35 protein-coding genes are annotated in these 26,067 nt (G+C 70.6%); 29 read left to right on the top strand and 6 right to left on the bottom strand.

Annotation, left to right across the window (positions count from 1 at the left end; translation table 11 throughout):
- The first annotated feature begins 239 nt into the window (after positions 1 to 239).
- From ADL08_RS32820 to ADL08_RS32910, 20 genes are all read left to right on the top strand, one after another.
- Positions 240 to 443, top strand: coding sequence for a hypothetical protein (locus ADL08_RS32820; RefSeq protein ID WP_053649554.1), 204 nt, complete (start codon positions 240 to 242; stop codon positions 441 to 443).
- Positions 444 to 505: 62 nt separating this feature from the next.
- Entirely contained in the window at positions 506 to 661 is a 156-nt protein-coding gene (locus tag ADL08_RS39090) for an Rmf/CrpP fold protein (protein ID WP_324610429.1), read from the top strand.
- Positions 662 to 744: 83 nt separating this feature from the next.
- Positions 745 to 1,431, top strand: a complete 687-nt coding sequence (locus ADL08_RS32825) for a hypothetical protein (protein WP_053649556.1) — start codon at positions 745 to 747, stop codon at positions 1,429 to 1,431.
- 19 nt (positions 1,432 to 1,450) lie between these two features.
- The gene (locus ADL08_RS32830; RefSeq protein WP_053649557.1) at positions 1,451 to 2,461 is read left to right on the top strand and encodes a major capsid protein; all 1,011 of its coding nucleotides are present in this window, start codon (positions 1,451 to 1,453) and stop codon (positions 2,459 to 2,461) included.
- Complete coding sequence (locus ADL08_RS32835; RefSeq protein WP_053649560.1) at positions 2,461 to 2,712, top strand: hypothetical protein; 252 nt, start codon at positions 2,461 to 2,463, stop codon at positions 2,710 to 2,712. Before ADL08_RS32830 ends, ADL08_RS32835 begins: the two co-directional genes overlap by 1 nt.
- Before the next feature lie 2 nt (positions 2,713 to 2,714).
- On the top strand, positions 2,715 to 3,113 hold the full coding sequence (locus tag ADL08_RS32840; RefSeq protein ID WP_053649562.1) for a hypothetical protein: 399 nt from the start codon (positions 2,715 to 2,717) through the stop codon (positions 3,111 to 3,113).
- The gene (locus ADL08_RS32845; protein WP_199837146.1) at positions 3,107 to 3,427 is read left to right on the top strand and encodes a hypothetical protein; all 321 of its coding nucleotides are present in this window, start codon (positions 3,107 to 3,109) and stop codon (positions 3,425 to 3,427) included. Before ADL08_RS32840 ends, ADL08_RS32845 begins: the two co-directional genes overlap by 7 nt.
- Entirely contained in the window at positions 3,424 to 3,771 is a 348-nt protein-coding gene (locus ADL08_RS32850; protein WP_053649564.1) for a hypothetical protein, read from the top strand. The genes ADL08_RS32845 and ADL08_RS32850 overlap by 4 nt, the downstream gene beginning before the upstream one ends.
- The gene (locus tag ADL08_RS32855) at positions 3,768 to 4,199 is read left to right on the top strand and encodes a minor capsid protein (protein ID WP_053649566.1); all 432 of its coding nucleotides are present in this window, start codon (positions 3,768 to 3,770) and stop codon (positions 4,197 to 4,199) included. Before ADL08_RS32850 ends, ADL08_RS32855 begins: the two co-directional genes overlap by 4 nt.
- Positions 4,200 to 4,210: 11 nt before the next feature.
- A complete protein-coding gene (locus ADL08_RS32860; RefSeq protein WP_078968083.1) occupies positions 4,211 to 4,753 on the top strand; it encodes a phage tail tube protein in 543 nt (180 codons plus the stop codon).
- Positions 4,753 to 5,241: a DUF7426 family protein gene (locus ADL08_RS32865; RefSeq protein WP_053649569.1), complete on the top strand. Its 489-nt coding sequence runs from the start codon at positions 4,753 to 4,755 to the stop codon at positions 5,239 to 5,241. Before ADL08_RS32860 ends, ADL08_RS32865 begins: the two co-directional genes overlap by 1 nt.
- A 224-nt stretch (positions 5,242 to 5,465) precedes the next feature.
- Positions 5,466 to 7,874: a phage tail tape measure protein gene (locus ADL08_RS32870; protein WP_053649571.1), complete on the top strand. Its 2,409-nt coding sequence runs from the start codon at positions 5,466 to 5,468 to the stop codon at positions 7,872 to 7,874.
- 3 nt (positions 7,875 to 7,877) lie between these two features.
- The gene (locus ADL08_RS32875) at positions 7,878 to 8,762 is read left to right on the top strand and encodes a phage distal tail protein (protein WP_053649573.1); all 885 of its coding nucleotides are present in this window, start codon (positions 7,878 to 7,880) and stop codon (positions 8,760 to 8,762) included.
- A gap of 12 nt (positions 8,763 to 8,774) precedes the next feature.
- Positions 8,775 to 9,818 carry a hypothetical protein gene (locus ADL08_RS32880; RefSeq protein WP_053649574.1) on the top strand — a complete coding sequence of 348 codons (1,044 nt, stop codon included), beginning with the start codon at positions 8,775 to 8,777 and terminating at the stop codon, positions 9,816 to 9,818.
- Positions 9,815 to 10,909 (top strand): hypothetical protein, encoded by a 1,095-nt coding sequence (locus tag ADL08_RS32885; protein WP_107091997.1) that lies wholly within the window; start codon positions 9,815 to 9,817, stop codon positions 10,907 to 10,909. The genes ADL08_RS32880 and ADL08_RS32885 overlap by 4 nt, the downstream gene beginning before the upstream one ends.
- Positions 10,909 to 11,862 (top strand): hypothetical protein, encoded by a 954-nt coding sequence (locus ADL08_RS32890; protein WP_053649578.1) that lies wholly within the window; start codon positions 10,909 to 10,911, stop codon positions 11,860 to 11,862. The genes ADL08_RS32885 and ADL08_RS32890 overlap by 1 nt, the downstream gene beginning before the upstream one ends.
- Positions 11,863 to 11,875: 13 nt before the next feature.
- A complete protein-coding gene (locus ADL08_RS32895) occupies positions 11,876 to 13,666 on the top strand; it encodes a hypothetical protein (protein ID WP_159043035.1) in 1,791 nt (596 codons plus the stop codon).
- A gap of 66 nt (positions 13,667 to 13,732) precedes the next feature.
- Positions 13,733 to 14,530, top strand: a complete 798-nt coding sequence (locus tag ADL08_RS32900; RefSeq protein ID WP_053649582.1) for a peptidoglycan-binding protein — start codon at positions 13,733 to 13,735, stop codon at positions 14,528 to 14,530.
- Between the two features lie 68 nt (positions 14,531 to 14,598).
- Complete coding sequence (locus ADL08_RS32905; protein ID WP_053649584.1) at positions 14,599 to 14,862, top strand: hypothetical protein; 264 nt, start codon at positions 14,599 to 14,601, stop codon at positions 14,860 to 14,862.
- Positions 14,859 to 15,113: a hypothetical protein gene (locus tag ADL08_RS32910; RefSeq protein WP_053649586.1), complete on the top strand. Its 255-nt coding sequence runs from the start codon at positions 14,859 to 14,861 to the stop codon at positions 15,111 to 15,113. The genes ADL08_RS32905 and ADL08_RS32910 overlap by 4 nt, the downstream gene beginning before the upstream one ends.
- 131 nt (positions 15,114 to 15,244) lie before the next feature.
- Here the strand turns inward: ADL08_RS32910 and ADL08_RS32915 are convergent, their stop codons facing one another.
- Together ADL08_RS32915 and ADL08_RS36185 are read right to left on the bottom strand one after the other, a co-directional pair.
- Entirely contained in the window at positions 15,245 to 15,586 is a 342-nt protein-coding gene (locus ADL08_RS32915; RefSeq protein ID WP_053649588.1) for a hypothetical protein, read from the bottom strand.
- The gene (locus ADL08_RS36185) at positions 15,583 to 16,053 is read right to left on the bottom strand and encodes an ATP-binding protein (protein ID WP_078968082.1); all 471 of its coding nucleotides are present in this window, start codon (positions 16,051 to 16,053) and stop codon (positions 15,583 to 15,585) included. The genes ADL08_RS32915 and ADL08_RS36185 overlap by 4 nt, the downstream gene beginning before the upstream one ends.
- A 244-nt stretch (positions 16,054 to 16,297) precedes the next feature.
- Between ADL08_RS36185 and ADL08_RS32925 the strand changes: the two genes are divergently transcribed.
- The 7 genes from ADL08_RS32925 to ADL08_RS32955 all read left to right on the top strand — a co-directional run bounded on the left by ADL08_RS32925 (position 16,298) and on the right by ADL08_RS32955 (position 21,506).
- Positions 16,298 to 17,152 (top strand): helix-turn-helix domain-containing protein, encoded by an 855-nt coding sequence (locus tag ADL08_RS32925; protein WP_053649592.1) that lies wholly within the window; start codon positions 16,298 to 16,300, stop codon positions 17,150 to 17,152.
- Positions 17,153 to 17,162: 10 nt separating this feature from the next.
- On the top strand, positions 17,163 to 17,369 hold the full coding sequence (locus ADL08_RS32930; protein ID WP_053649594.1) for a DUF397 domain-containing protein: 207 nt from the start codon (positions 17,163 to 17,165) through the stop codon (positions 17,367 to 17,369).
- Between the two features lie 302 nt (positions 17,370 to 17,671).
- Positions 17,672 to 18,121, top strand: coding sequence for a hypothetical protein (locus ADL08_RS32935; protein ID WP_159043034.1), 450 nt, complete (start codon positions 17,672 to 17,674; stop codon positions 18,119 to 18,121).
- Positions 18,118 to 18,957, top strand: coding sequence for a hypothetical protein (locus ADL08_RS32940; RefSeq protein WP_063885398.1), 840 nt, complete (start codon positions 18,118 to 18,120; stop codon positions 18,955 to 18,957). Before ADL08_RS32935 ends, ADL08_RS32940 begins: the two co-directional genes overlap by 4 nt.
- Positions 18,917 to 20,413 (top strand): B12-binding domain-containing radical SAM protein, encoded by a 1,497-nt coding sequence (locus ADL08_RS32945; protein ID WP_053649597.1) that lies wholly within the window; start codon positions 18,917 to 18,919, stop codon positions 20,411 to 20,413. The genes ADL08_RS32940 and ADL08_RS32945 overlap by 41 nt, the downstream gene beginning before the upstream one ends.
- On the top strand, positions 20,410 to 21,066 hold the full coding sequence (gene tmk / locus ADL08_RS32950) for a dTMP kinase (protein ID WP_053649599.1): 657 nt from the start codon (positions 20,410 to 20,412) through the stop codon (positions 21,064 to 21,066). The genes ADL08_RS32945 and tmk overlap by 4 nt, the downstream gene beginning before the upstream one ends.
- On the top strand, positions 21,063 to 21,506 hold the full coding sequence (locus ADL08_RS32955; RefSeq protein ID WP_053649601.1) for an NUDIX hydrolase: 444 nt from the start codon (positions 21,063 to 21,065) through the stop codon (positions 21,504 to 21,506). The genes tmk and ADL08_RS32955 overlap by 4 nt, the downstream gene beginning before the upstream one ends.
- Positions 21,507 to 21,580: 74 nt before the next feature.
- On the opposite strand, the gene ADL08_RS32960 is transcribed toward ADL08_RS32955, so the two are convergent.
- Entirely contained in the window at positions 21,581 to 21,820 is a 240-nt protein-coding gene (locus tag ADL08_RS32960; RefSeq protein WP_053649602.1) for a hypothetical protein, read from the bottom strand.
- Between the two features lie 116 nt (positions 21,821 to 21,936).
- On the opposite strand from ADL08_RS32960, the gene ADL08_RS32965 reads away from it, so the two are divergent.
- On the top strand, positions 21,937 to 22,638 hold the full coding sequence (locus ADL08_RS32965) for a hypothetical protein (RefSeq protein ID WP_053649604.1): 702 nt from the start codon (positions 21,937 to 21,939) through the stop codon (positions 22,636 to 22,638).
- Positions 22,635 to 24,389, top strand: coding sequence for a site-specific integrase (locus ADL08_RS32970; protein WP_078968081.1), 1,755 nt, complete (start codon positions 22,635 to 22,637; stop codon positions 24,387 to 24,389). Before ADL08_RS32965 ends, ADL08_RS32970 begins: the two co-directional genes overlap by 4 nt.
- 390 nt (positions 24,390 to 24,779) lie before the next feature.
- On the opposite strand, the gene ADL08_RS32975 is transcribed toward ADL08_RS32970, so the two are convergent.
- The 3 genes from ADL08_RS32975 to ADL08_RS32985 form a co-directional block, all read right to left on the bottom strand.
- Complete coding sequence (locus ADL08_RS32975; protein WP_053649606.1) at positions 24,780 to 25,427, bottom strand: hypothetical protein; 648 nt, start codon at positions 25,425 to 25,427, stop codon at positions 24,780 to 24,782.
- 55 nt (positions 25,428 to 25,482) lie between these two features.
- Positions 25,483 to 25,680 (bottom strand): hypothetical protein, encoded by a 198-nt coding sequence (locus ADL08_RS32980; RefSeq protein WP_053649608.1) that lies wholly within the window; start codon positions 25,678 to 25,680, stop codon positions 25,483 to 25,485.
- Positions 25,677 to 26,067, bottom strand: a 391-nt coding sequence (locus ADL08_RS32985; RefSeq protein WP_234352351.1) for a hypothetical protein, incomplete at its 5' end; no start/stop codon positions are given. The genes ADL08_RS32980 and ADL08_RS32985, both read right to left, overlap by 4 nt.

Raw genomic sequence — 26,067 nt, forward strand, 5'->3', positions numbered from 1 at the left:
AATTGGGAAGTGGGCCGCCCATCACAAACCCCCCTGGTGGGGGGGGGGGGGGGGGGGGGGGGGGGGGGGCCCCCCTTTAGCGGAAAAGGAAAGGGCGCCCCCCCCCCCCGCCACCCCCTTAGAGGTCCGCCTGACGGGCGAAAACGCCGTTTGCGATCTTGTTCTCCGTGTCGTGATCCTGAGTTGGTGCCGGGCGCCCGGCGCACCACCACGATCACAACTCACCCGGGGGGCAACCCGTGTTCGACCTGATCACCCAGACCATCCCGTTCGCGATGGGCGCTGTCTCGTTCGTCGCCCTCGCGTCCAACCCGATCGCCCCGTGCGGCCCCGAGGCCAAGCGGCCGGCGGAGACCATCACCGAGCATCTGCGCGCCGTGGCCAACCACGCCCGCGCCATCATGGTGTTGATCATCCACAAGACCGGCGCGACCGGGAACTAGGTCGCACGTCCCCGGCGGCGGGCGCCCTCCGCCGGGACACGCAGTACGAGGGGGGTGGTCGCTTGGGCTTCCGCGAGGACGCGCTGCGGGCTCGGCAGGCCGGGCTCGCCGCCGCGCGGGCCGGTCGCCCGGTGACTGCCTGCCCCCGCTTCAACGACTCTCGGCTGACCGCCGCTTGGGTTCGTGGCTACGCCGCCGCCGCGCGGCCCGAGCAGTAGCCGCACCCCTTTCCGCTTTAAGGGCCGTCCCATCGGGGCGGCCCTTTTCCATGCCCGCACGACGCCCTCGGAGGGTCGAGCACATGCCCGAGCACATCCTCGACGACACCCTGCCGGTGCATCCGCGTACCGGCGACCGCGCCCTCGGCTACCGCCGGGACGGGCGCCCGATCTGGCCCATCAAGGGGGGCTCGGGAGAGGGCGGCGACCCCGTCGTCCCTCCGTCCGGTGACCCGAACCCCGCCCCTGGCGCGCCGCCGGCCGCCGATCCGGCCGCCGAGCAGCAGCTCGCCGAGGCGACGACCCGCGCCGAGCAGGCCGCGGCCGAGCGCGACGAACTACGCGCCGCTCTGGACGCCGTGACGAAGGCGCTCAACCCGAACGGCGGCAATAACGAGCAGGACCCCGCCGCCCTGGCCGCCGCCGTCGCCGAGCGCGACCGGCTGCTCTCCGAGCACGCCGCCGAGCTCCGGACCGCCCGGGTCGAGCTCGCCGTCGCCCGGGTCGCCGCCGACGAAGGAGCGCGCGGCGACCGCCTGCTCAACTCCCGCTCGTTCCTCGCCTCGGTCGCCGACCTCGACCCGCTCGACAGCGGGTTCGCCGACAAGCTCACCGCCGCGATCAAGGCGGCCGTAGAAGCCGATCCCGACCTCTACCGCGCCACGCCGACCCCACCCCGAGGGGGCGGCGAGTTCAACGGCCCGCCGTCTGGCGAGCGACGCGCGACCACCCTGCACGACGCCGTCGCCGCCCGCATGACCAGCGGCTGACCAGCCAAGGAGAAACGATTTGCCTACCTCTCTCGCCGAGGCGCGGAACAACGCGACCGACGACCTCGACCTGACCGTGATCGACGAGTTCCGCAAGAGCTCGGACATCCTCGACCGACTCACCTTCGACAACACCGTCAACCCCACCGGCGGCGGCGACACCCTGACCTACGGGTACCGGCGCCTGATCACACAGGCGAACGCCGACTTCCGCCCCCTGAACACGGAGTACACCCCGGCCGAGGTCCAGACGCAGCGGTACACCGTCGACCTGACCCCGCTCGGCGGTAGCTTCCGGATCGACCGCGTGATCTCGCGCATCGGTCCGGCGGCGTCGGGCGCGGTCGCCCTGAACATGTCGCAGAAGATCAAGGCGTCGAGGGCGAAGTTCGCCGACGCCGTGATCAACGGCGACAAGGGCACCGAGACCGCCGGGTTCGACGGTCTGTCGAAGATCCTCACCGGGACCGACACCGAGTACCTGCCGCTCGCGAACGGGGTCGCGACCGGATACCTCGACTGGACCTCGATCGGCGACAAGGCCGCCGCGCTCGCCGCGCAGCGCCACATCGACGCATGGCTCGCCAGCATGGACGACACCCCGGATGTGATCTACGGCAACGCGAAGACGCTCGCGATCTTCAAGACCGTCGCCGCATGGACCGACCAGCTCGACAAGGGGACGGACGCGTTCGGCCGCCCGGTCACGTCGTACAACGGAATCCCCCTGATCGACCTCAAGTCGAAGGCGGGCAGCAATGCCCCGGTGATCGGTCTCGTCACCCGCGACCCCGACGGCGCGGGCGGCGGCGCGAACGTCTCCGGGCTCGGCGACCTGTACGCGATCAGGTACGGGCTCGACGGGTTCCACGGGGCCTCGGTCGCGTCCGTGCCGCTCGTGCAGACGTGGCTTCCCGACTTCAACAGCTCGGGTGCCGTCAAGCTCGGCGAGGTCGAGATGGGGCCGCTCGCCCCGGTCCTCAAGGCGACCCGGGCCGCGGCCGTCCTGCGCAACATCAAGAGCGTGTGATGCCCGTGATCACCGTGCGCATCACTGCCCCTGTCCGCGACTACACCGGCGACGGCCCCGGCGGTCTGCACTTCGTCGACGGCACGGCCACCACGGACGACATCGCGATCATCGGCTACTGCCAGGGAGCCGGGTACTCCGTCGAGCCGCTCGACGACGACCCGCCGGGCGAGACGCCCGCACCCGAGCCGGACGGCCCGCCCGACGACAAGTCGGCGGGCCGTTCTGGTTCCCGTCGCGCGAGGGGGTGACCTTGGCCCGACAGCCGTACACCACCCCCGAGGCCCTCGCGACGTGGCTCGGCTCCCCCGCCCCGGCGGACGCCGAGCGGCTGATCGCGCGGGCGGGCGAGGACATCGACTCGGCCCTGCTGACCGCGATCTATCCCGTCGACGACGACGGCGACCCGACCGATCCCGAGATCGTCGCCGCGCTGAACTCCGCGACCTGCGCGCAGGTCGAGTATTGGCTCGCCGCCGGCGACGACGGCACCGGCGCGGCGGGCAAGTGGGACTCGGTCTCGGTCGGTCCCGTCTCCCTATCCGGCCGCGCCGCCTCGACGGCGGGCGCGGCCGGTGTCGAGCTCGCCCCCCGCGCCGCCCGCGCGCTGCTGCGCGCAGGACTCACCCCGGGCGAGGTGCAGCCATGGTGACGCGCGTCCCGCCGTCCCTGCTCCGCCACCGGATCGGCGTCGAGCCCTACCTCGGCGACGGCGCGTACGGCCCGATGTACGGGCCGCTCGTCGAGCACCCCGCGCTCGTCGGCCAGGCCGCGCGCATGGTGCGCGACGCCGACGGTCGCGAGGTCGTGAGCTCCGCGCAGGTCATCGCCGCCCCCGACATGGACTGTCCGGCGGGGTCGCGCGTGACGCTGCCCGGCGGTCGGATCACGACCGCGATCAGCACCGCCACCCACACCGCCCCGGGCCTACCGGTCCCCGCGTCGACGGAGGTGATGTGCGAGTGAGCCGTGCCCGACTGCGCTGGAACGGCGCCGCCGCCACGGGCGCGATCCGCGAGGCCGCGGCCCGGGGTCTGCTGCTCGGCGCCGAGCACGTCCTCGCCGCGAGCAGGCAGCGGGTGCCGATCGCCGAGGGCACCCTCGAACGCAGCGGCGCAACGTCGGTCGACGAGCAGCAGATGACCGCCGCCGTCAGCTATGACACCCCATACGCGCGCAGGGTTCACGAGGACATGACCGCCCGGCACGCGCCCGGCCGGACCGCCAAGTTCCTTGAGGGCGTTCTGCCCGAGACGGCGGGCGAGGTGCAGGCGCTGATCGCCGCGCAGATCCGGCGCGCGCTGCGATGACCTACACCGTCGACCTGCTCGACGGTCTCGCTCGCTTGCTCGCCGCCGGCGGCGCCGGGGTCTACCGGCCCGACGGCGCGTACGTGGCGGGCGAGACCGCAATCACGATCGCCGCCCTTCCGCCCGCCCCCGACCGGGTCGTCTGCCTGTCCGCCTACCCGGTCACCGACTCCCCGGTGCTGACCGACACGACCACCGGGATTCAGGTGCGTACCCGCGCGGGCCCGGACCCGCGCGAGGTCGACGCCCTCGACGACCACGTGCACGAGCTGCTGCACGGCAGCGGTCCCCACCGCTTCGGCGCGGTCCCCGTGCAGCTCGTCTATCGCGTCTCGGCCGCTCCGATCGGCACGGACGCCTCGGGCCGCTGGGAGCGGTCCGCCAACTACTACGCCCGCGCTCACCGCGCGGCCCCACATCTTGAATAGAGGAGGCGCCGTTGAGCACCCCGACGCCCCCGGTCGAGACGGTGACCGCGCTTGCGCGCCGGTACCGCCTCGAACTGGACATGAGCACAACCCCCGGGACGCCCTCTTGGGCTTTGGTGCCTGGGGTCACCGAGTTCACGCCGAAGATCGAACCCACTCAGCAGGAAGTCACGACTTACGACGCTGAGGGGTGGAGCGAGCAGGCCGTGACCATGCTCGCGTGGTCGATCGAGACGACCCTCGCGCACCGCGCGCACCCGACGACCGGGGTTTTCAACGCCGCGCAGGAGGCGCTTCGGAAGGCGGCCCGGTCGTTCGGCGCGGCGTCGTACGTGCGGGTCCGCTACTACGACCGCAACGGCGCTCCGGACGCGCAGGAGGGCACGGCCCTGGTGACGTGGGAGCCGGACGGCGGCGGCCCGGACGAGGTCGACACGATCAAGGTCACGCTTACCGGCTCGGGTCCGCTCGTCGAGATCACGAACCCGGTTGCCGGCGGCGGCACGTTCGCCGCCGCCGAGACGAAGACGCTCAAGGCGGGGGGTGATGCCTGATGGCGTTCGAGGCCCTCGACGAGCTGCTCGACGAGCGGCTCGAACTCCCCGTTGGCGGCAAGCTCTACACCGTGCCCGCCCCGTCGGCCGAGATCGGTCTGCGCACGCAGGCCCTGATCAACGCCGCCGCCGTGGCGGCCGACGGCGGGAAGGCAGATCAGCAGGTGCTCGGCGACGCCGCCGAGCGCGACCTCTATCGCGAGGTACTCGGCACGGCGCACGATGAGATGGTCGCCGACGCCGTCCCGTGGCCCGCCCTCAAGCACGCCGCGATCACCGCCATGGTGTGGATCGCGCAGGACAAGACCGCCGCCGAACGCTACTGGAACGCGGCCGGCGACCCTTCTCGTCTGGCCCCGAACCGGGCGGCCCGCCGCAGCCGATCGGGTGCGGCGAGCTCGACCCCGAGTCGGGGCTCTACGAGTGGTACGAGTACCCGCCCGGCACCCGCCCGAGGAAAGGGCAAGAAGGGCCGCAAGCCTCACTGACGTGGGCGCAGATCCTCGCCGAGTGGCCGCTCGTCGAGGCTGATCTGCACGAAATCTTCGGTATCGACCTCGGCGACCCGGGCGTTCTGCGCGCCCGGTCGTGGCGATGGCTGCGCGTGCGCGTCCTCGCCCTGCTCTCCGCCGAGTCCCGCCTCGCGCGGGTGCTGACACCTCCGCCCGACACCTCCCCGACGGGAGGTCGACCCACCCGGAGGTGAGGCCCCATGGCGCTCATGGTGGGCGAGCTCGCCGCCACGGTCACGATCGACGACTCGGGCGCCGAGACCGGGATGAACCGCGCCCGCGCCGCCGTACAGGCGGGCGGCGACCGGATCGCCGCCGAGGCCGACCGCGCGGGCGACGCCGCCGGCGACGCCCTCGGCGATGGTCTCGCCGAGGGCGCGGCCGACGGCGCCGAGCAGGCGTCCGCCGGGATGGGAACCGCGCTCAAGGGGTTCGCCGCCGCAGCGATCGGCGGCGCGATCGGCGGCGCGCTCATGGCCGGGGTCGGGAAGGCGCTCGAACAGGGCAAGATCCCCGGGCAGCTTGAGGCGCAGCTAGGCGCGACCGGGCCGGTCGCCAAGCAGTACGGCCAGGTCGCGGGCAGTCTCTACGCGGGCGCGATCGTCGACTCGGTCGAGGACGGCGCCGAGATCATCAAGGGCATCGCCCGGAACGGGTTGCTCCCGCCCGACGCGACGCAGGGTCAGGTCAAAACCCTTGCGACGCAGGTCGCGAGTGCGGCCTCGGTCATGGGCGAGGACGTCGGCCGAGTCTCCCGTGCCGTCGGCACGATGATGAAGAACGGTCTTGCGGACTCCGCTCAGGAGGCGCTCGACGTTCTCGTCAAGGGGTCGCAGCAGGGCGTCGACGTCGCCGAGGATTTGCTCGACACTTTTTCCGAGTATCCCACTGAATTTCGGCAGCTCGGCCTCGACGCTCAGACGTCGATGGGCCTTTTGCAGCAGGGGCTCAAGGGTGGTGCGCGGGACGCCGATACGGTCGCCGACAGCTTGAAGGAATTCACCCTTCAAGCACAAGGAATGGGCGAAGCGACCGCCACCGCATTTACCGATCTCGGTTTCTCTGCCGAGAAAATGCAGAAGGTCTTTCAGACCGGCGGCCCGGAAGCAGCGAAAGCGCTCGACCAAGTCCTCGACAAACTGCGCAGCGTCAAGGACCCCGCCAAGCAGTCCGAAATCGCGCTCGGCCTTTTCGGCACGAAAAGCGAGGACATGCAGCGCGCGCTCTACGCGCTCGACCCGTCCAGCGCGGTAAAGGCGCTCGGCGACGTAAAGGGAGCAACAGACGCCGCCGGCGACGCGATGCACAACAATGCCGCGACCAAGTTCGAGGCATTCAAGAGGGGCATAGAACAGAAGGTCGTCGGGGCCCTCGGGACCTACCTGATCCCGGCGCTTGAGACCGGCGCCGGCTACCTCGGCACCTTCGGCTCGGCGTTCGGCACGGCCGCCGGGTTCGTCTCCGATCACTCGACGTCTTTCTCGATCGCCGCCGGAGTGATCACGCTCCTGATGATGCCGACGCTCGTCGCGCTCGGCATCACGGCTTGGACGACGACGACCGCCGTCGTCACAGGTTGGGCCACTCAGACAGCGGCCGGTGTCACCGCCGGGGCGAGGTTCGTCGCGCTGAACGCGACGCTTCTCGCCGGGTGGATCGCACAAGGTGCGGGCGCCGTAGGGGCCGCCGGTCGGGTGGTCGGCGCGTGGCTGCTCATGGGGACGCAGTCCCTGATTCAGGGCGCCCGCATGGCCGCGGCGTGGCTGCTCGCGATGGGGCCGATCGCGCTCGTGATCGCCGCCGTCGTCGGCATCGTCGCGCTTGTCGTATCGAACTGGGATGCGATCGTCGGCGCCACGAAAGCGGCGTGGGATTGGGTTTGGGGCAAACTCAAGGACATCGGAAATGCGATCCTCCAATTCTTCCTGAATTGGACTTTGGTCGGTCTCATTATCAAGCATTGGGATTCGATCAAGGCCGGGACGCTGCGCGTCTGGAACGCAACCGTCGATTGGGTGCGGGGAATTCCGGGGCGGATCGTCGACTTCTTCCTGAACTGGACTTTGGTCGGCCTGATCATCAAGCATTGGGATTCGATCAAGTCGGGCACCACCCGAAAAGCGGGCGAGATGCTCGATTGGGTGCGCGGCCTGCCCGGAATGATCGCCGGTTACTTCGGCAATTTCGGCTCGATGCTGTACGACAAGGGCAAGGATCTGATCCGGGGGCTCTGGAACGGCATCAAGGCCATGGGTTCGTGGCTGCGCTCGACCCTGACCTCTTGGGCCAAGGATCTGATTCCGGGACCGATCGCAAAAGCACTCGGAATTCACTCTCCCTCCCGACTCATGCGCGACAAGATCGGCAAGTTCATCCCTGCCGGAATCGTCGAGGGCATCAAGGCGGGGGCGCCCGCCGTCGACCGGACGATGCGCAGACTCGTCTCGGTCCCCGCCCCGCAGTTCGCCACCGCAGGCGCACCGGCCAACGGCCGTGCAGGCGGCGGCGGTTGGGGCCCCGCCGTCCACATTGAGAACTGGCACGCGGGGTCGGCGACCGCCGACCAGACGGCCGCCGCGCTCGCGTGGCAGGCCAAGGCGAGGGGGTGACCAGTGGCCCCCGGTGATCTGGTCACCCTCCCCGGGCACGTTCAGTTCGGCGACCTGCTGCTCGGCCCCCGCACCACCTACGGGTGGGAGTCCCTGACCGGGTGGGAGGAGACGCCCGCGTACGACTCGGGGAGCGTCAACCGCTCCGACGCGCACGGCGCCTTCCCCGGCCGGTTGCTGGCCGAGCCGAGGACGATCACCCTCGACGGCGTCGTGATCCGGACCGAGCCCGGACGGATGAGCACCGCCGTACGGACCCTGTCCGCCGCGACGGCCCTGCGCGACGACGAGCTGCCTCTCGTGATCAAGCTCGACGGCTCCCCTCCCCTGCTCTCGTGGGCCCGGTGCATCCGCCGAGCCGTCCCGGTGGCCACCGGCGGATACGCGATCGGCGTCGTCACCGGGGGCGCGATGCAGTTCGAGGCGACCGACCCGCGCCGGTACGACCTGATCGAACGGGTCGCCCCCGGACGGCTCCCGTCCTCCGAGCCCGGTCTCGGTTGGCCGCTGGGGTGGCCTCTCGCATTCGGCGAACCCGGATCGACCGGCACCCTGTCGGTGACCAACTTCGGTGACGCCGAGACGCACCCGCTGATCGAGTTCCGAGGGCCGGTCGAACGGCCGTCCCTGACCAACATCGACACCGGCGACGCGCTCGAATACGACCTACCGCTCACGGCCGGCGAGGTGCTCGTCGTCGACACCCGCGCGGGCACGGTCACCCTCAACGCGACCGCCTCGCGGCTCTACGCCGCCACCGCGCGCAGCGTGCCCGAGCAGACATGGACGCTGCCCCCCGGCACGTCGACCCTCGCGTTCCGCGCGGCCCCCGGCAGTACCGACCCCACCGCTTCCGTTGCCGTGCGCTATCGCTCGGCCTACTGGTAAGGAGGTCCGCCCGTGCCCGTGCGCCCCGCATGGCTGCTGCCCACGGGGCAGACCCGAGAAGACACCCGCCTCGCCCCGATCGGGACGTACACCCCCGAGACGGAGATGCGGACCCGCGACGGGGTGATCCCCGGCGGGAACCCGTTCGCCGCGACCGGCGCCGGCGCGATGGCCCTACAGATCGGTGCCGGTCGCGCCGTCGTTCAGGGCACCACCCCGCAAGGGGCCTACCCGGTCGCCCTCGACGCCCCGCAGACCCTGACGATCACCGACGGCGACCCGCAGTTCAACCGCGTCGACACCGTCGCGGTTCGGGTGCTCGACCAGCTTTTCGACGAGTTCGGACAGAACCTCGCGAGGATCGAGGTCGTCGTCGGCGAGGCCCGCGCGACCCCCGCCCCGCCGCAACTGCCCCCGGCGTCCCTGCGCCTGTGGGACGTCTCGGTTCCGGCGGGCACCTCGGCGGGCGTGAACGGCATCAACTGGAACACCGCCCTCGCCGACCGCCGCCGGTACACCGTGGCTGCGGGCGGCGTCGCCCCCGGCGGCACGGCCGCCGACGCCGGCGCGTACGACGGGCAGTACGCCGACCACGGCGGGCGGCTCATGCGTTGGTCGCAGTCCACCGCGTCATGGCGGCCGGTCGTCGAGCGCTACTACGCGTCGACCGTCAAGACGAACACGTACAACCTGTCGGCGAACACGTACACCAAGATCCAGTGGACCGGTACCGACGCGGCGACGCCGGGCATGTGGTCGTCGGCCGCGACGACCCGCCTCACGGCGCCGGTCGGCGGTCTGTGGGTGGTCTACGCACACCAGGCGTGGCCGTCCGGCGCGACACAGGCACGCACCCGCGTGCAGATCAACAACGCCGGCGACATCCAGCTCTCGCACATGGCGTCGTCGACCGGCGGGCAGGGAACGGGCGCGGCCCGCCCCGTGGTCCTGGCCGCCGGCGACTACGTCGAGATGAGCGTGTTCTCGGGGGCCGCGCTCAGCAACATCCCGGGGAGCTACAGCAAGCTCGCCTTGCAGTGGATCGGACCGGCGTGACGCCGGGGTACCGCCTGCTCCTGTGCGACCTGCGCAGCGATCAGGTACTCGACTCCCTGCCCATACAGGGGATGTCCCTCGACGACTACATCGGCAAGACCGGCCGCATGACCGGCACGGTCCCGATCCCGAACGCCGCCCTCGCCAAGCGCGCCCGGTACGCCCTGGTCCCGGGGCGTACCGGGGTATGGGTCGAGCGCGGCCGTGATCTGTGGTGGGGCGGCATCCTGTGGACGCTCTCCCTCGCCAGTGACAGCCGCGGCCGACTCGGCGCGCAGGTCCAAGTCGGCGGGTGGGAAAGCTACCTGCACCGCCGCTACCTCTACGACACGCACGTTTCCGAGGGCGTCGACCAATTCGACATCGTGCGGCAGCTCGTCGATTACGCGCAGGACGCGCGATGCGGCGACATCGGCATCACGTACGACATGCACACGTCCGGGATCGTCCGCGACCGCACGTACCTGCGTTTCGACCTGCCGAGCGTCGGCTCTCTGCTCGACGACCTGGCCGCCGTCGAGGACGGGTTCGAGTGGCGCATCGCGTCTTTCCGTGACAGCGACGGGAGCAGGGTCAAGCGGCTGCAACTCGGGCACCCGGTGCTGCGCTCCGGGGCGTCCGACATCGTCCTCGACCACCCCGGCCCGGTCCTCTCCTACACGTGGCCCATCGACGCCACCACGAAGGCGAACGTCTGGCAGTCCCGGGGCGCGACCATCAACCGCAATCAGGCTGCGGACTCGTACCCGCTGATGTCCCCGGTCCTGGTGGACGACAACGACCTCGACGCCGGATGGCCCCGCCTCGACGGATCGAGCGATCACACCACGGTCGAGCGGCAGGCAACCCTCGACGCGCACGCGCGCGCCGACTGGACGGCCGCCCGCACGCCGGTGCAGATCCCCGAGGTCGAGGTGCTGCTCGGCGGCGCGATCACCCCCGCCCTGCTCGGCTCGACGATCCGGCTCCGCATCCGCGATGTGTGGCACCCCGAGGTTCTCGACGCCCGGTACCGCGTCGTCGGCGTCTCCGTCACCCCGCCCGAGCGAGGCCGTCCCGAGACGGCCAAGTTGTTCTTGGAGGTCCCCTAGTGCCTTTCGTCCCGCAGGATCTGCTCGACCGGATCAGCGCGCTTGAGCGCGAGGTACGGCAGCTACGCGGCCGGGCGCAGATGCGCCCCCGCATGGACGAAATCTCGAACGGAAGAGTCGTCATCGCCGAAGGCGGTTCGCTGGAAGTCCTCGCCCCCGACGGCACGGGCCTGTTCGGCGTCGGCGCGTTCTCGACGTACTTCAACCACCCGGACGGGTCTCGGCAGCAGGGCGTCATCATGCAGCGGGAGGACGGGACCACCGCTTTCAGCATCCGGGCGTTCCCCGACGCCGAGCTCGGCGGTGCCGGAACGCAGGCCGTCAGCATCTGGGACCGCAGCGGTCACCAAGTGATCAGCGACGACACGACCTCGGGCCGCGGCATCGGGTCGCCGGCGCTCCCCGTCCCGTTCCAGCCGCTCCCGCCCGCGAACGAGGTCATCGAGACGAGCTCGTTCGTGAACTGCTGGTTCGCGACCATTCAGGCGCACAACCCGGTCGCCTCGCTTCAACTGGAGTTCGCGGCGGCGCCCGGGGCGACGTGCGAGATCAAGGTGCAGTACCGGGTCGCCAGTGAGGCGAACTGGACCGACATCAAGACCGATTCCGTCGCCGCCCCCGCCAGCGCGACCGCTCTCGTCTACAAGACCGCTTGGTACACGTTCCCCCTCGACCGCGCCGAGTTCGAGCACGTCGTGTTCATCCGGATTCAGGGCCGACAGAAGTCCGGTACCGGGGGCGTGCGCGTGTCCTGCCTCGGCGGCTTCACCCGCCGTACCTACGGCCGCGACGAGATCCCCGAGCCGCCCGTGCAGGCCCTCGCCGCCGCGCGCGCGTTCGCGACGGCGCCGGTCGGCGACACCGTCGGCCCCGAGAACGGGGTCGACATGCCGATGCAGCCGCCACCGTTCCCGCAGTCGCCGCCGAAGGAGGACACCGCCGATGCTGCCTGACAGCATCCCGACCGTGACCGTTCGCGGTCGCTTCCTCGCCCCGAACGGCGTCCCGCTGTCCGGGGCGATCGTCTTCCGCGCACCGGCGCAACTCACCTTCCCCCGAGCCGACGTGATCCTCGGCGGCCCGGTGACCGTGCAGCTCGACGCACAAGGCGGGTTCGAGGTCACCCTGCCCGCCACCGACGCCCCCGACATGGACCCGAGCGGGTGGGCGTACATCGTGACCGAGCAGCTCGCGGGAATCCCCGTGGGCCGCTCGTACAACGTCGTCCTTCCCCGGGCGCAGCCCGAGGTCGACCTCGCCGACATCGCCCCGACCGACCCCTCGAAACCGAACTACGTCGGCGTGCCGGGGGCGACGGGGCCGCAGGGCGAGCGGGGTCCGTCCGGCGCCCCCGGCTCCGTGATCTACAGCGGCGCCGCCGCCCCCGCCGCCGCCCTCGGGATCGACGGCGACCTGTACGTGCGTTACGAGACGACCGTGTTCCTCGGGGTGACCTCGACCACCGTCTCGACGTGGCAGAAGACCGCCGGCACGTGGGCGCAGCTCGGCGGCGACGTCCGGGGCGCGGCGATCTACACCAACAACGCGACGACTCCCTCGACGAGCACGAAACCCGGCGACCTGCTGATCAGGACCGACACCGGCGACGTGTGGCAGCGCAGCGCCTCGGGGTGGGGGAGCCCGGTCGGCAACCTGCGGGGGCCGAAGGGAGACAAGGGCGACCCCGGGGCCGCCGGTGCAACGGGGCAGGCGGGCGTCGTCCAGTCGGTCAACGGCAAGAGCTCGGCCGCCGTCGTGCTGAGCGCGGCCGACGTCGGGGCCCTCGCCACGGGCGCCGCCGGGACGGCGGGCGGCGTCGCCACCCTCGGCCCCGACGGAAAGGTGCCCGCCGCGCAGCTCCCGACGCTCTCGGGCGGGGGCGCGGTCGCGTCGGTCAACGGCAAGACCGGTGCGGTCGTGCTCGCCGCCGCCGACGTCGGCGCGCTCGACCTGGCCGCGGCCGACGCCCGATACGTACAGCCGTCCGGCGTCCCCGTGACCTCGGTCGCGGGCAAGACCGGCGCCGTCACCCTCGCCGCCGGCGACGTGGGCGCCGAGGCGGCCGGTACCGCCGTCCTGCTCACCGGGACGCAGACCGTCGCCGGGGCCAAGACGTTCAGCAGCGTGCCGTCGAGCTCGGCCGCGCCGACCGCCGACACCCACCTCGCCCGCAAGTCCTACGTGGACGCCCTCGGCGGGGGCGAGTTCCGCGCGAGCGACCTCGGCCTGCTGTCGTGGGCGTTCGACCCCGCCCTCGGGCACTCCGCCCCGCTCTACCCCGGGTCGGGCCCGATCCGGGTCACGGCCGTATACCTGCGGTCGGCAGCGTCCGTGACAAAGATCGCGTGGCATTTCGGCGGGTACGCCGGCGGACTCACCACCGGCTCGTGGGCCGCGCTCTACAACGCGTCGGGGACCCGGGTCGCGCAGACCGCCGACCTGTCGACCGCCGCCGCCGAACCCGCCGAGGTCCACAACACCGGCGGCGCGACCGTCTCGGTCCCGCTCACCGCCGCCTACTCCGCCCCCGCCGGTCTCTACTACGTCGCGTGGCGATTCCAGTACAACACCACGGCGGGCGACGGTCCGATGATGCTCGTCGCCGAGAGCTCGTTCAGCGCGCCGCCGAACGTCTTCGGCCTCACCCCGGTCCGCCGCTTCGGCTCGTACCCGACCGGCGCCGCGACCGCCCCCGCCTCGATCACCCTCGGCTCGATGGAGAACGGGAGTAATCGTTTCTGGGCGGCGCTCGCCTGACCGCCGCCCCACCTCGCCACGCCCCGAGCCCGACGGCCGGGGCTTTTTCTATGCCCGGAGGACCCTTTGAAGTTCGTCACCCGCTCCGCGTGGGGTGCCCGCCCCTCGCGCTACTCCCTCACCTACATCAGCGGCACCCGAGGGGTGAAGATCCACTATGAGGGCACCTACGTGCCCCCGGCCCTCGGCCGCCCGGACGCGCACGAGCAGTGCGCCCCGCGCGTCCGCGCGATACAGGCGAGCCACCTCGCCAACGACGAGGAGGACTACAGCGACGTCGCGTACAACGCGCTCGTCTGCCCGCACGGCTACGTGTTCGAGGGCCGCGGCGCGCACCGCAAGACCGGCGCCAACGGCACGGCCGCGCTCAACTCGGCGCACTACGCCGTGTGTGCGCTGCTCGGCAGCTCGGGACTGACCGAGCCGACCGACCCGCAGCTCGCCGCGCTCCGGGACGCCGTCGAGTGGCTGCGCGCCGACGGCGACGCCGGCGACGAGATCAAGGGGCACCGCGACGGACACCCGACCGCCTGCCCCGGCGGCCCGCTCTACTCGTGGGTGCAGCGCGGCGCCCCACGCCCCAACGGCGGGTCCGACACCGGCGGCACCCCGGCCCGGTTCGAGCCGTTCCCCGGGGCCGACTTCTTCAAGCGCAACCCGCGCTCGGCGGTCGTGACCGCCATGGGCCGCCGGCTCGTCGCCGTCGGCTGCTCCGCCTACAGCGAGGGGCCCGGCCCGCAGTGGACCGAGGCGGACCGGCGCAGCTACGCCCGGTGGCAGCAGCGCCTCGGGTACCGGGGTGCCGACGCCGATGGGTGGCCCGGTCGTAAGAGCTGGGACGCCCTCAAGGTCCCCAAGGTTTGACCCGCCCCGTTATCGCCCCGCCCGCCGCTCGCGGGCGGGGCGCCCCGTTTTCAAGAGAGGAACCCCCCATGACCGACGCTTCCCGCCGGACCCTGCGCACCGTCGTGCAGACCGCGCTCGCCCTGGCCGTCCTGCTCCCCGCGATCGTCGACGCGTCCGGCGTCCCGGCCACCCTGCCGTGGGTCGCCGCAGCGCTCGCCGTCGCCGGCGGCACCTCTCGGGTGATGTCGCTCCCCGGCGTGCAGGCCCTGCTTCCGTCGTGGCTGCGGGTCGCCCCGGACCGCGACGACGAGCTGCTCGCGCTCGACCGTGACCGGGACGGCCGCCTGTGACCGACCCGACCCCGGGCGACGTCGCCCTCGAACTCGAACGGCTGCGCTCGACCGTCGAGACCGGGTTCGCCCGCCTCGACGGCTCGCTCGCCCTGCTTGTGCAGCGCAGCGACCAGAGCGACGCCCGCCTCGCCGACCACGAGCAGCGCCTCGACGCCCTCGAAAAGAACCGGTGGCCGCTCCCGAGCGTCCTCGCCATGATCGCCGTGATCGGCCTCGCTCTCACCCTCTGGCAGACAGCCACCCACTGAACACACCGCGCCCCCTGCACCGGTCAACTACCGGCGCAGGGGGCGCGTTTGTCGTTGTGCGGGCAGGCGAGAGGGCCCTCGACGGTGCACTCGTCGAGGGCCCTCTGCCCGGGGGTCACCGTGCGGACGGCTTATGCAGCCGCAGGCACGGGAACCTTCCCCCTTCCGCCGCTGCCCGCCGCCGCAGGGGAGGCGTGCGGGTGGGCGCGGTGGTCTGTGTTGCCCTTGGCGTGCCGTCCTCGCCGCGCGGCGACCGGCTGCTGCTCGGGCTCGGGCTCCGGCTCGACGATCAGCACCCGCACGGGGCGCTGCCAGCAGTAGCAGGAGTACCGGATACCGGGGCGGTCCGGCGGGGGCGTCATCGCCCGACGCGGACTCGGCATCGAGGCGTAGATCGCGACCAGAGCGAGCACGCCGAGGCTCGCGCACAGGGTCACGACGCCGATCAGGGCAGGGGTGGGTACGGGGGTCATGCGGCCTCGCCTCTCGCGTCGTCGGACAGTCGGAACCAAACGGCTTTCTTCATGGGGGCCGGTCCGCCGTATATGGGGATCGGTCGCCGAGGGGTGGACACGCCCCACGAGTCGGCGAAGGAGTCGACGAGCGCCAGACCTCGGCCGTGTTCGTCATCGGGTGAGGCGGGGCCGAGCTCGACCTCGGTCACGGGGTGCGGTCGGTTGTCGTAGACCACGACGAGCACCCACTGCTCGGCGACTCGGGCCTCGACGATGATCTGCGGCGTGGTCCGTGCGTGAACGTGCACGTTGGTTACCACTTCGGAGGTGCAGAGGCGCGCGGCCTCGGCGAGCTCATGGTGCCCGGTGCCCCGTAGGACCCCGACCAGCCAATCCCGAGCGATCCGGGCTGTGGTCGGCAGGTTCGGGCCGAGAAAGACGTAGGTGTCAGGTGGTGCGGGAGGTGCTAAGGCTGCATTCGTCATGTCTGTCTCCCAACGCGGTCCGGCTCGCGCTCGCCATGCGTGGCATTGGCCGTCCCGGGCGACGGCACGCTCAACGGCGTGCGTCACGGCTGCACTTCGGGCTTACTGGCGTGGCGCGGTGCTGGTTGGACTGTAGGGGGCATACATGCCCCGGGGCAAGGGTGCTCCCCTCCCTAGGTGCCGAGAGGTGGACCCACAGCACGTTTAGGCGGCAGACTCATGTCAACGACAGGGGAAGGGACCAATGCCACCGAGGGACAACCCGACCGCACGGCAGCAGCGCCTCGGCGCCGAGCTGCGGAAGATGCGCGAGAGCGCGGGCAAGACGGCGCGCGAAGCGGCCGGCCTCCTGTCGACGGACCAAGCCAAGGTGAGCCACCTCGAAGCGGGGCGGATCGGCGTAAGCGTGGAGCGCATTCGACGTTTGGCGACGTTCTACCAGTGCGACAATGAACCTCTCATCTCTGCTCTCTGTGCAATAGCGCTTGAGCACAGGGGGAAACACTGGTACGACGATTTTCGAGGCAAGCTCGACCCGGCATGGCTGAACATGGCCGAGCTCGAACATCACGCCGTATCCATGCGCTCGATGCAGAGCATCACGTTTCCCGGCCCGTTCCAGACCGAGAATTACGCTCGCGCCCTATTCTCTGGCGTGACTCCCAAGCTGCCCGAGGATGAGGTCGAGGCGCGCGTCGAGCATCGGTTGAAGCGGTTCACGATCTTCGAGCGCGAGACCCCGCCCCAGTACACGGCCATCATCCATGAGGCCGCCCTGCGGATGCGGTTCGGCGGTCGCAAGGTCGTTCGCGAACAGCTCGAATACCTCATCGAGATTTCCAAGCTGCCCACTGTGTTCATTCGGGTGATTCCCTTTACGAGCGAGGACTTCATCGAGGTAACACAGCCAGTTTTGTACGCGAGTGGCCCCGTTCCTGAACTGGATACCGTTCAGATCGACAGCGCTTTCGGCGGGCGCTTCTTGGACGCCTACGCCGATTTGAAGAAATATCGGGTTCTGCTCGACATTGCCGAGCACGCCTCGCTCGACCCGGAAGGGTCGAGGAATCTGATCCATCACATCGCAAGGGAACTGTGAGAAACAGGGAATGAGCGCATCACCCACTGAGTGGCAGAAGTCGTCTTTCTCGGGAGGCGGCGGCGAAAACTGCGTCGAGCTCAAGAGGGCTCACGACGGCGCGATCAAGATGCGCGAGAGCGATGATCCGAACGTCGTCGTATCGACGACGCCTGAGAAGCTGGCCGCGTTCATCGCCGGCGTGAAGGCGGGCGAGTTCGATCACCTGCTGAGCTAGCTCTCGCGCGCAGTAGCAACGGTGCCCCCCGACCGATCCGGTCGGGGGGCACTTGCATATGCCAATCAGGGTGGGTGGACAAGTATGCCCCGGGGCACACTTGCCGCGTTCTCGACCGTAGCGCTACCTTCACCGTGCGTCGCAACGCTAGGCGGATCTCGGCAAGACCGCGCCTAGAGCTGCGGAAACCTCCCTGCCTGCAACCTAGTTGGGGAGGCCCCCGAGGGTTGCCCCTCGGCCGGCAGGTCCGAGCGACCCCGCCGGCCGGGGGCAACTATGAGCCGCATCCAGAAGGTGAGGGCATGGGAGCCGTGATCGGTGTGATCAACGTCAACGGAACAAGGTTGCCCTGCTCTCCCGAAGGAGTGGCGACATCCGTCGAGCAAGGGTTTCTGTTCGAGGCGCTCCTCTACGAGTCCCAGAACGCGCTACGCGCAGCCCCGTGGCGCACCCCTCGCGTGCTCGGCAGCGCCCGTGAGGCGGTGCGCGCGCTCCGCGTGCAGGTCCGCACGGCTCACGTACTCGGCATGACCCCGCGCGAGGTCGAGCGGGCGGTCGAGTGGGCGGAATCGGGATGGGTGCACGCCCTCGGTCTGCTCAACTCCGGTACGCACTGCGGCTTCACCGTGGTACTTGGGTCCGGGGCGGTCGCCGAGTGGAGAGTGACTCCCGTGCGGTACCTCGAAATACGCACGCACGCGACCTACTCGCCGCCCCGAACCCGCACCTCCCGACCGGAATTGAGCTCATGAGTACGACGATCATCACTGAACACCCCGGATGGCACACGACGGCCGACGGCGATCGGGCCCGTCTCGTCGAGCACGGCGGGACCGTGTGGCTCGCCCTGTGGAACAACGCGAACGCGCACCTCGCCCTCTGGCCCATCGAGGGGGACGGCGCCGCCGAGCAGCCGTTCCCCGCCTACACGTCCCCGATCGAGCTGCCCGCCCCGAGGGAAGCCGGGCCGCTGCTCGCCGAGTTGGTGAGCCTCGGCACGGTCGCCCGCCTCAACAACCCCTCGTTGTGGGACGCGATCACGACGGCGATCCTCCGCCAGGTCGTGAGTGCGAAGCAGGCCCTGCGGAAGCACCGGGCGTTCTACGGCGCGTACGGGCGGACGGTCGCCACGGCGGCCGGCGACTTCCCGCTCGTGCCGACCCCCGAGACGGTGCTCGGCCTCTCCGACAACGGGTTCGCCGCCGTCGGAACCAAGTTCAACCGCAAGGCCCTGCGCTCCGCCGCCGAGGCGTACCTCGACCGGGGCGAGCACTGGGCCACGCTCGACCCCGAGAGCCTGATCAAAGAGCTCGTAGGGGTGCGCGGTATCGGCCCGTGGACGGCGAGCGCCGCCGCGGCCGACTTCACCGGCGATTTCTCGATCTACCCGCACGGCGACCTCGCCGTGCGGACGTGGGCCCGGAGGGCGGCCCCCGGTCTCGAATTCCCGGCGAAGGAACCGGAGTTCGAGGCCACGTGGCGCCGGTGGGCGCCCGCCCGCCCTCAACTGCACGCCCTGACCCTGTTCACTCTCACGTGGGGGAGCAATGACCTTAACGGCCGCCGAGGACACCCGAGCGACCTCTGACCTGATCGCCGGCGCCGACCCGAACCGGGAGCTCGACGCCCTGTTCGTGAACGCGCCGCTCCGCGACTACGCCCTACGTCCCCGGACCAACGACTACACCCTGCCCGTGCTGGGGATGGCCTACATCGCCACGTACGCGCAGCAGGCCGGTTTCAACGTCGGCGTACTGGACGCCGAGGCGCTCGGGCTCGGCGTCGAGGCGACGGCCCGCCTGATCAACGGCATCCGGCCCCGGTGGGTGGGGATGAACCTGCTCGCCCCCACGTACGAGATGTCGGCCCGGATCGCCGCCGGGCTCGACCCCGACATCGCGCTCATGGTCGGCGGGCACCACGCCCGCGCGATGCCCGACCGCATCCTCGACGACCCCCGCATGACCAACCTGCGCGCCCTGGTGATCGGCGAGGGCGAGCCCCGGGTCGCCGCGCTCCTGGCCGACGAGCGACGGCGGGCCGAACTGCCCGGGGTCATGTGGCGCGACCGGCTGCTCGGCACGCGCGCCGCCGGCATCGCGCGCGAGAAGGTGGCCGACTGGCTGAGCCCGGACATCGACGCCCTGCCGCTCGTGAACCGCGAGTTCCTGCCGCAAGATCCGTACCTCGCCGACGACGGCCGGATCGAGGCGAACATCGTCGGCTCGCGAGGGTGCCCGTACGACTGCGGGTTCTGCGGCGCCGCCGTCTCGGCGAACCCCGACGTCAAGATCCGTCCCCGGTCGCCCGAGGGCATCGTCGACGAGCTCGACCACCTGCACGAGACCTACGGGACGACCGCGTACCGGTTCGTCGACGACCTGTTCCTCGGCGCGAAACGTGTGATCGTCCCGCAGATGGAAGCGTTCACCCGGCACCGGATCGGTGACCGGTACGTGTGGGACGCCACGGGGCGGATCAACGTGTTCGACCGGCTCGACGACGACATGCTCGACACCCTCAAGGCGAACGGGCTGCGCGAGGTCGCCCTCGGGATCGAGTCGGGGAGCGACCGCGTCCTCGCGGGCATGGACAAGCGCATCACGGCGGAGATGACCGAGAAGGTCGCCGAGCGCCTGCTCGCGCGCGGCATCGGAGTGAAGGGGTATTTCATCCTCGGGTATCCCGGGGAGGAGCAGGAAGACCTCGACGCCACCGTGCGCCACATCCACAACCTGTGGAGCGCCGCCGACCAGTACAAGGCCGGCAGGTTCCGGGCGAGCGTGTTCGAGTTCCGGCCCTACCCCGGAACGCCGATCTGGACCAAGCTGACCGCCGAGGGGCACAACCCCGACACCCTGCTCGCGTACTCCGACGTCGACCTCACCGCCGACGGTGCCGACGAGTCCATGCGTGCCCGCGACGAGTTCAATTTCTCGGTCGGCGTCCAGTTCGGCACGGTCCCCCTCGCCAAGCTGCGCGCCACGCTCGCGATGCTCACGCGCGAGCAGCACGACCGGAACCGCTTGGGGGTCGCCGCGTGACCGGGTACGCGGGGACGTTCGTCACCATCGACGGGCCGAGCGGCGTCGGGAAGTCGACCACGGTCGCCGAGCTCGGACGTCTGCTCGCCGACCGGGGCGACAGAGTCCACACCACGACGGAACCCTCGACGAGCGAGCTCGGCGAGTTCACCCGCGCCAAGGCCAACCACATTCACGGCCGCGCCCTCGCCTGTCTCGTCGCCGCGAACCGGTACGAGCACATCGACGTCGAGCTCGCCCCCATGCTCACGGGCGGCGACACGGTCCTCTGCGACCGCTACCTCGCGTCGAGTCTCGTCCTCCAACAGCTCGACGGCGTCCCCGAGCCGTTCGTGCTCGCGCTGAACCGGCACATCCTGCTGCCCGACCTGGCCGTGATCCTCACGGCCGACCCCGCGACCATCGCCGCCCGGCTCGCCGAGCGCGGGAAGCGCCACAGGTTCCACGACGACCCGTCGGGCCCGACCCGCGAGGTCGACCTCTACGGCGACGCCGCGCAGACCTTGATGACCCTCGGCGTCGAGGTGCTCGTGCTCGACTCCACGATGTCCACCCCTACGGACGTAGCGAAGCGAATCGCCGACGCCGTCCCTCCCCCCGGGGGTAGCGTCAGCAGCCCCACCCCACCCGACGACCCCACGGTGAACTCATGACCCCAACACCCGCGACCCCCGTGATCGACACACACGTGATTCTGCGTGACGGCGACAAGGTGCTGTTGTCGCAGCGCGGGGGCCCGTACGGATACGGCCGCTGGCACGCGCCCTCGGGCAAGCTGGACGCCGGCGAGCCGCTCACCGTCGGCGCAGCGCGCGAACTGAGCGAAGAGACCGGCGTCGAGGTCGACCCCGAGCACCTGCGGCTCGTGCACGTCGTGCACCACAAGCAGGACCCCGAGACCGAGCGCATCGGCCTGTTCTTCCTGGCCACCATGTGGGAGGGCGAGCCGGTCAACCGCGAGCCCGAGAAGTGCCTCGACCTGCGATGGTGGTCCGTGCACGAGCTGCCCGAGGACATCATCGAGTACCCGGCGGCCGGGCTGCTCGGCTACCTCACGGGCGGCGAGCAGCTCACCGAGCACGGTTGGTCGTAGACCCCCGACGCACCCGCGACTCTGCCCGCCGCGGCCCTCTCTCCGAGGGCGGCGGCGGGCAGAGTCGTTCCGGGCTATGCCCCGTCGCCTGCTCGGCCGTCCTCGGCGACGCCGAGGTGCCGGTGCAGGTCGTACCGCGACACCTTGTACGCCCGTCCGTGGCGCAGGACTCGCACGGGGTAGCGACCCGTCCGGGCGAGGTGGTAGCCGGTCGTCCGGCCGAGGTGCAGCGCCCGGTTCGCCGTCTCCAACGGGATCGCGACCGGTAGCGACATCAGCTCGTCGTGTGTCATCCCCTGCTCTGTGGTGCTCATCTCCTGCCCCTCGTGACATCCGTGTGCACGTCGGCCCGTTCATGCCGAGCAGTGCCTAGATCAGCAACGTACGATCAAGGTTGACGCTTTGCAAGCTACAAAGCTAGCTTTGCGAAATGCACAGTCACCAGACAGCGGGCGACGTCGTCGCCGCTCAGATCCGCCGGCACCGCGAGCGCCTCGGCATGAACCGAAACGACCTCGCCGCCGAGTGCGCACGCCTCGGGCGCCCCGACATCACGTACGCCGTGATCGTCAGCATCGAGACCGGCCGAGCAGGCGGCGAGGGCAAACAGCGCCGCCGTCCGGTGACCGTCGACGACCTGCTCGTGCTCGGCCTCGCCCTCGCCACACCCCCACTGCTCTTGATGCTCCCGCTCGGGAGCGAGAGCACAGTGCCCACCGTCCCGGCCGCCGACCCGCGCGACCCGCACACGGTGTGGCAGTGGATGACCGGCGAGACGACGCCGACGCTCGACGGCCCGATCGACGGGCGTTACGTCCCCGACTCCCGGCAGTTCGCCGGGACCGGCCAGACGTGGGCCTCTGCATGGGGCACAGCGGCCTATCCCGTCTCGCTGTACCCCGAGCTCACCCGACGCCGCGAAACGGCTCACAAAGCCCGCTTGCGCGCCGCGCTCGACCCGAGCGCACAGACCGAGTACGTCGACCGCCTCGGCGAACTCGCGCAGGTCGTGAACGACATGGTCCGCGCGAGCCTCACCGTCCCCGATCTGCCACCCGAGTTGACCGAGGACATGAAGCGGCTCGAACTGCTCGACCACCCCGACCAGATCAACCGAAGGGAACGTGAGTGACCGCGAAAGGCACCACGACACGGCGCTGCTACTGCCGAGACAAGGACGGCAAGCCACTGGGCACCGACTGCCCCAAGCGCAAGCAGCGCAAGCACGGCGTGTGGGCGATCCGGCAGGAACTGCCCCCGACCACCGACGGCGACCGCCGACTCTTCCGCCGCGCCGGATACGACACGCAGACCGACGCGCAGGCCGACCTCGACAAGGTGCGCGCCCTGCTCAACATCGCCGACAAGGACGACACGGAAGGCCGTGCCCGACTCGGCGACCTGCTCGCCGGGATCTCGGCCACCACGGAAGCGATCCCCGATCACGACGAGGTGAAGCGGAAGTTCGCTACCGGGCAGTCCCTCACGCAGCACATGACCATCGCCGAGTGGCTCGCCCTGTGGATCGCCGGTAAGAAGGCGCTGCGGACGAGCGGCCTCGCCCGGTACGACGTCGACATCCGGTGCCACCTGATCCCCCGGATCGGGACGATCCGAGTCGACCGGCTCACCGTGCCGCACCTCGACGCCATGTTCGAGGCCATCGCCGAGACGAACGTCGAGATCATCGAGGCCAACGCCGCCCGCCGTGCGGCGATGGCCGAGCTCAAGTCGATCCCGTGGAAGGGCGGCGAGAACCGCGCCCGCCGGAAGGCCATGAAGGAGGCCATAGCCGCGATGCCGCCGTTCCGGCGCGTCACGGGCCCCTCGACGCAGCAGCACATCAGGGCGACGCTGCGGGCCGCGCTGAACACGGCCATCGCCCGAGGCTCGATCACCTTCAACGCCGCGCAGCACGTCGAGCTCGCCGCCGCGAAGCGCCCCAAAGCGATGGTGTGGACCGATGAGCGGGTCGCCGAGTGGCTGCGTACCGGGCAGAAGCCGAGCCCGGTCATGGTCTGGACACCGGAGCAGGCGGGGGCGTTCCTCGACTTCCTCGCCGACTTCCGGCACCGGCTGCTGCCGCTGTTCCACCTGATCACGTTCCGAGGTCTGCGGCGCGGCGAGGCGTGTGGGCTCCGCTGGTCCGACTTCAACGAAGCGACGGGCGAGCTCACCATCGCGACGCAGCTCGTACAGGACGGGTGGGACGTCGTCGAGTCCGCGCCCAAGACGGACAGCGGCGAGCGGATCATCTCGCTCGACGAGTACACCGTCGAGGTGCTCAAGACGCACCGGGCCGCACAGGCTGCGGAGCGCCTCGAATGGGGCGAGGCGTGGCAGGACACAGGCCGGATCTTCACCCAAGAGAACGGAGAGTGGATTCACCCCGGGACGCTTACGGACCTGTTCGAGCGGTTCGTCGAGCTGTCCACCCTGCCCCCGATCCGGCTGCACGACCTGCGGCACGTCGCCGCCTCGCTCATGCTGGCCGCCGGTGTCGACGTCAAGATCGTGTCCGAGACCCTCGGCCACAGCGACAGCCGGATCACGCGGGACATCTATCAGTCGGTCATGCCCAAGGCTGCGCGCGAGGCCGCCGAGGCGACGGCCGCCATCGTGCCGCGCGGCGCGTCCCGCCGCCCTGCCGAGGAAGCGGTCGACCCGCGTATCGAGCAGGTCGCGCGGTTGAGCATCGAGCACCTGCTCGCGCAGGTCGTCGAGGCCGCCATGCAGGAGAACCACACGCCCGAAGAAATCGCGCAGATGATCACCACCCTGCCCCTGTCCGGGACGTCAGATGCTGACACGGATGGGCACGCAATGGGCACGCAAGAGGGTGCGAAGATCATCGAGTTCCGCCCCCGACTGACCCGGGCATAGAAAAAAGCCCTGGTCAGGGGCTATCTGACCAGGACCTTTCTGGAGCCGCCTTCGGGATTCGAACCCGAGACCTACGCATTACGAGGTCGAAAGTATGCTCCCCGTCCCGTCCTCGCTCTCCCCTGACCTTACCTCCATCGCAGGTCAGAGGGGTAATTACTTCCGTCCCCTCTCGATCTTTCACTCGACTTCTCTATCCTTCCGTTCCCATGAGGTTCCCATTAGCCCTTCCTGCGCCTTCCCTCGGGGGCGCGCTGGAGGAGTCGGCAGGTGGGCGCGGGGGGCGGTCGCCCCGTCCAACGAAGTGCCCTTGCGACGCACAGAGGCCCTGCCCCCGTACCGGGGGGCAGGGCCTCAACGCGTGCGCGCGTTCAACGTCTCGGGGTCAGCCTACAAGCTGGGGCTGACCTGGGGGACGAGGTTGAACAGCTTCGCCGGGTCGGTCTCCGGCGCGTCCACGTAGCCACAGGCGTGCGGGCACGGCACCCACTTCCACGGCCGCGCGAACGACACGCGCTGGGACTCCCGCGCGCGGTGAGGGTCGTCGGCCCGGCAGCGGCGGGGAACCCGGCCCCGGAGCCCGCAGCCGGTGCAGAGCCCGAAGGCGTCGCGGTAGGGTCCGCACCGCTCCTCCTCTATCTGGGCGATCTCCGGGGGGAGCTGGGGGTGCGGGTAGGGGCGCCCGCTCTTCTTCGCCGGCCCGCCAGTGGCGGGGTCGAACTCGTACGCGTTCTGGCTGGGGTGGATCGGCAGGATCCACCAGGGCTGGTGGGGGTCCCGGGTGAAGACCTTCCGGACGTTGCGCACCTGGGCGCCCGCGGGGTCGAGGATGTGCAGGGACTCGATGATCCAGAGCCTGCCGACGAAGGGGTCGTATGCCTCCCGGATGTTCCTGGCGTGAGGGTGGGAGAAGGCCCTGGTCTGGATCTGCTCGGTGAGCGTGCCGGAGCGAAGGAGGTCGACCAGGTCGCGCTTGCGGTGGGTGAAGACGATCGGGATGCGGTCGAGCGGTATGCCGGCCAGGGATATCACGGTCACGGGCTGTCCTTCCTGGTAGGTGGGGCGGTTCTGCTGGTCGGGCGGCCGGGTGCGGTCAGGGCTGGATGGCGACACCGGGTTCGGCGTGCTCGACAACAGCCGTGTCGACTTCGGCGTACCTGCCGTCGCCGTGGACGCCGAAGACCGTCGCTGTTGAGTCGGGGTCGCGCTGGATGCCGAGGGCTTTGCGGGCGGCTTCCTCGGGATCGTCGGCGTCGATGTCGATCTCCCAGGTGACGCGGTACGAGTTCACGCCTGTCCCCCGCCGGATTCGCTGGTGGGGACCATGCGCTGCGAGCCCGGGTCCCAGGTGGACTCGGCGTAGAGGCGGTTGAGGTCCGGCATCGGGTTGCCGTCGATGTCCGTGACGTCGGGGATGGTCCAGCCGCGCTCGAAGCACTCGACGGTGCCGGGGTAGATGCCGTCCCAGCGGGTGTTGCACGTGGTGCTGGAGGGGTGCGTGCAGGCAGACCGCTGCCAGCCGGTGAGGGCGCAGCGGGCGATGTCGCAGAGGTCGTCGTGCATCTTGCCCGGGGGCACGTTGCAGTCGGGGCAGTTGGTGGGCTCGGGGAGCGGGATGCTCATGGTGGTCCTCTTGGTGGTCAGGCGCTGCGGCGGCGGGGCTTCTTCGGGGCGGGGG

It is taken from the genome of Streptomyces sp. NRRL F-6492 (assembly GCF_001280125.1).
In the GTDB taxonomy this organism is placed as follows: domain Bacteria; phylum Actinomycetota; class Actinomycetes; order Streptomycetales; family Streptomycetaceae; genus Streptomyces.

Excerpts from the sequence above, each read along its gene's own strand:
- ADL08_RS32825 (WP_053649556.1), top strand. The coding sequence starts at position 745 with ATGCCCGAGCACATCCTCGACGACACCCTGCCGGTGCATCCGCGTACC.
- ADL08_RS32835 (WP_053649560.1), top strand. The coding sequence starts at position 2,461 with ATGCCCGTGATCACCGTGCGCATCACTGCCCCTGTCCGCGACTACACC.
- ADL08_RS32845 (WP_199837146.1), top strand. The coding sequence starts at position 3,107 with ATGGTGACGCGCGTCCCGCCGTCCCTGCTCCGCCACCGGATCGGCGTC.
- ADL08_RS32855 (WP_053649566.1), top strand. The coding sequence starts at position 3,768 with ATGACCTACACCGTCGACCTGCTCGACGGTCTCGCTCGCTTGCTCGCC.
- ADL08_RS32865 (WP_053649569.1), top strand. The coding sequence starts at position 4,753 with ATGGCGTTCGAGGCCCTCGACGAGCTGCTCGACGAGCGGCTCGAACTC.
- ADL08_RS32870 (WP_053649571.1), top strand. The coding sequence starts at position 5,466 with ATGGCGCTCATGGTGGGCGAGCTCGCCGCCACGGTCACGATCGACGAC.
- ADL08_RS32905 (WP_053649584.1), top strand. The coding sequence starts at position 14,599 with ATGACCGACGCTTCCCGCCGGACCCTGCGCACCGTCGTGCAGACCGCG.
- ADL08_RS32915 (WP_053649588.1), bottom strand. The coding sequence starts at position 15,586 with ATGACCCCCGTACCCACCCCTGCCCTGATCGGCGTCGTGACCCTGTGC.
- ADL08_RS36185 (WP_078968082.1), bottom strand. The coding sequence starts at position 16,053 with ATGACGAATGCAGCCTTAGCACCTCCCGCACCACCTGACACCTACGTC.
- ADL08_RS32925 (WP_053649592.1), top strand. The coding sequence starts at position 16,298 with ATGCCACCGAGGGACAACCCGACCGCACGGCAGCAGCGCCTCGGCGCC.
- ADL08_RS32930 (WP_053649594.1), top strand. The coding sequence starts at position 17,163 with ATGAGCGCATCACCCACTGAGTGGCAGAAGTCGTCTTTCTCGGGAGGC.
- ADL08_RS32935 (WP_159043034.1), top strand. The coding sequence starts at position 17,672 with ATGGGAGCCGTGATCGGTGTGATCAACGTCAACGGAACAAGGTTGCCC.
- ADL08_RS32940 (WP_063885398.1), top strand. The coding sequence starts at position 18,118 with ATGAGTACGACGATCATCACTGAACACCCCGGATGGCACACGACGGCC.
- ADL08_RS32945 (WP_053649597.1), top strand. The coding sequence starts at position 18,917 with ATGACCTTAACGGCCGCCGAGGACACCCGAGCGACCTCTGACCTGATC.
- ADL08_RS32955 (WP_053649601.1), top strand. The coding sequence starts at position 21,063 with ATGACCCCAACACCCGCGACCCCCGTGATCGACACACACGTGATTCTG.
- ADL08_RS32960 (WP_053649602.1), bottom strand. The coding sequence starts at position 21,820 with ATGAGCACCACAGAGCAGGGGATGACACACGACGAGCTGATGTCGCTA.
- ADL08_RS32965 (WP_053649604.1), top strand. The coding sequence starts at position 21,937 with ATGCACAGTCACCAGACAGCGGGCGACGTCGTCGCCGCTCAGATCCGC.